Source organism: Nostocoides australiense Ben110 (assembly GCF_001050535.1).
In the GTDB taxonomy this organism is placed as follows: Bacteria; Actinomycetota; Actinomycetes; order Actinomycetales; family Dermatophilaceae; genus Nostocoides_A; species Nostocoides_A australiense.
Map to the genome: position 1 here is coordinate 3,555,283 of NZ_HG764815.1, position 1,694 is coordinate 3,556,976.

The window sequence follows — 1,694 nt, forward strand, 5'->3', positions numbered from 1 at the left end:
GATGGTGTCGCCGGCGCCGCGGCTGGCCGCGCGCAGCGCCGCCAGCACCTTGTCGTGGATCAACCCGTTCCAGCGCAACCGCTCATAGGTCTGCCGCCGGGCCCGCAACTCCCGCTCACTGGCGCGGGCCGCGGCCGCCACGGCGTCGTCGACGGAATCGTTGGCGCGCAACACGATCCGGATGGCGAAGGTGGCGAGCCAGGCGCTGACGGCGAGGAGCGCGGCCTCGCCCCAAGCGCGTCCTACGCCCAGTTCCGGGATGCGGATCAACGCGACCGCGGCGCTGGCGGCCGGCACGATGAGCGTCGTGGCCAGTCGCAGGTGGACGACGGCCGACATGCAGAGTCCGGCACCGACGAGGTGCAGCAATGGGGGGTACTGCGAGCCGCCGGTGCGCAGCGTGAGCGGGTGCAGCGCCAGCACGGCGAGTGAGAGAATAACGGTGGCCTGCATCGCTTTTCGGGCCCTGCGGCGGCGCAGGATCAGGACCAGCGCACTGACCCACAGCGCGGCATACAGCACGCAGACGATCTCGGCGAACCACGGCACATACGCGGTCCGCGAGCCGGCTACGTCGATGACCGTGACGGGCAGGTTCAGCCCGACGATCGCGATGCCCGCCCAGGACACCGCGACCCAGATGATCTGGTGCGGCGACTGTTCGGCGGGGACGCTCATTCCTTGACCGGGAAGTAGAAACCGTCCTCCATTGCTCGTTGCGCGAGACCGGTTTTGGTCGCGGCCGGCCGGCCGGCGTCCTCATACTTCTTGCCGGCCCGGCGCAGATACTCCTTGACCGTCGTCTCGCTGACGCCCATCCGGCGGGCCACGGACTTGGCCGGGATGCCCGCGGCATACAGCTGCACGGCCTCCAGCTCCCGTGGCGCCAGCTCGGGGAAGCGGTGCGAGTCGCTCATCGCCTCGACGGCGCACGCCCACTCCACGTTGTAGTACAACTCCCCCGCGGCGACGGCGTGCAGGGCCTCGACGAGGACCGGCCAGTCCTCGTGCTTGCCGACCGCGCCGCGCGCGCCGGCCGCGAAGCAGCGAGCGAGAACGGCCGGGCGCGGCTCGCGGGTGTAGAGCAGCACCGGCCAGCCGCGTTCGCTGAGCCGGCGCACGTTGTCCTCGGGCGTGCTCTCGTCGGCCAGCCGGACGTCGAGGATGACGACGTCGAAACCGTCGGCGCCCACTTCGCTGGTCACCAGTTCGTCCACGGTCTTGGCGTCGGTGAAGACCGGCGCGGGAACGATCACCTGGCCCAGGCCTGCAGGAACCCCCGTGGAGATGGCCGGGTGGTCGTCAATTAACCCCACCTTCAGCCGCCCTCCCATGAGTCGATCATGCTCCGTTACGGGGCTGAACGCACACCGAATGTGGGCGTACTTGTGTCCCCCATCTGGAGGACAACGGTCAGACGCGCGCCCGCAGATCGAGGGCGAAGCCGGCGGCCAGCAGCGCCGCGCCGAGGACGAGGAGCGCGAGCACGTCGAACGGGCGCCCGCGGGTGATCAGGCCACCGGCGCGGCGAGCGGGCAGCACCAGGCGCAGGCCGGCGCCCAGCAGGCAGGCGGCGCCGAGGGTCACCGTGGCGCGGAGCATGTGATCGGTTGCGGCCCAGACGATTCCGGCGATAACGCCGAGGGCGACCAGCCACCAGGGGCCGAGTTGGGTGACCGCCGGCGGCCGCGGTT

The 1,694-nt window shown here is 71.0% G+C and carries 3 protein-coding genes; all 3 read right to left on the reverse strand.

The window, feature by feature from the left end; all coding sequences use genetic code 11:
- On the reverse strand, positions 1 to 678 hold a 678-nt coding region (locus tag BN11_RS17370; RefSeq protein WP_048699578.1), incomplete at its 3' end, for a hypothetical protein.
- A complete protein-coding gene (locus BN11_RS17375) occupies positions 675 to 1,334 on the reverse strand; it encodes a response regulator transcription factor (protein WP_048699579.1) in 660 nt (219 codons plus the stop codon). The genes BN11_RS17370 and BN11_RS17375, both read right to left, overlap by 4 nt.
- Before the next feature lie 79 nt (positions 1,335 to 1,413).
- A partial coding sequence (locus BN11_RS17380; protein ID WP_048699580.1) for a DUF3017 domain-containing protein occupies positions 1,414 to 1,694 on the reverse strand: 281 nt, incomplete at its 5' end.

Bases quoted from the DNA above. Each gene is read 5' to 3' on its own strand.
- BN11_RS17375 (WP_048699579.1), bottom strand. From the start codon at position 1,334: ATGGGAGGGCGGCTGAAGGTGGGGTTAATTGACGACCACCCGGCCATC.